Annotated in this window: 1 protein-coding gene; it reads right to left on the reverse strand. The window is 43.5% G+C overall.

All coding sequences use genetic code 11. The features are described from left to right. Window positions 1–494 (reverse strand): sulfate/molybdate ABC transporter ATP-binding protein (locus ACS8FD_RS20095; protein ID WP_439277165.1); only part of this gene is annotated, 494 nt, incomplete at its 3' end. Window positions 495–741 lie beyond the last annotated feature (247 nt).

Consider the following 741-nt stretch of genomic DNA (forward strand, 5'->3'; position numbering starts at 1 on the left):
CCAAATGGCTCATCAAGCAGTAATAACTTTGGCTTAACCGCTAAAGCGCGTGCCAATGCAATCCGCTGACGCTGACCACCAGATAGCTGATGTGGGTAAGCATTCGCTAATTGCGGTAACTGAACCAAGTCTAATAGCTCAGCCACACGCTTATTGATATCGGTCTTACTAGGACGTTCATTCTTTGGTAATAGCGTCAGTCCAAAAGCGATGTTATCCGCGATATTTTTATGCCGAAATAGCGCATAATGCTGAAACATAAAGCCAATACGGCGTTTTTGTACTGGCGTATTGGTCACATCAAGCTCATCGAAAAGTATCTGTCCAGAATCTGCATACTCAAGACCAGCAATAATACGTAGCAAGGTGGTTTTACCGCAGCCTGAAGGTCCAAGCAAAGTGATTAATTTACCAGTAGGAACGGTAATATTAATGTCATCTAAGGCAGTAAAGTTACCAAATTTTTTATTTACGTTACGAATTTCGATGCTCATAATGGTACCTTTATTTATATTTTGCTTATCGTGGCAAATTGTTTGAGGGCGGCAGTATTAGTTGTATTCAAGTCGGACATCGCCATTTTAGGCCCTATCACCTATACATTTCCTGAGCTATTGACAGCCTGTGACGTCGTAGCATCGGTGGCATTAGCGCTCACTGGTAGCTCAGGCGCAGCCGCTAGTCGTTCGGATTTGGCAAACTTGCGCTCTTGTAGCTTGGTCATCACTTGTTGTATGAGCA

This window comes from Psychrobacter sp. 1U2 (genome assembly GCF_051847575.1).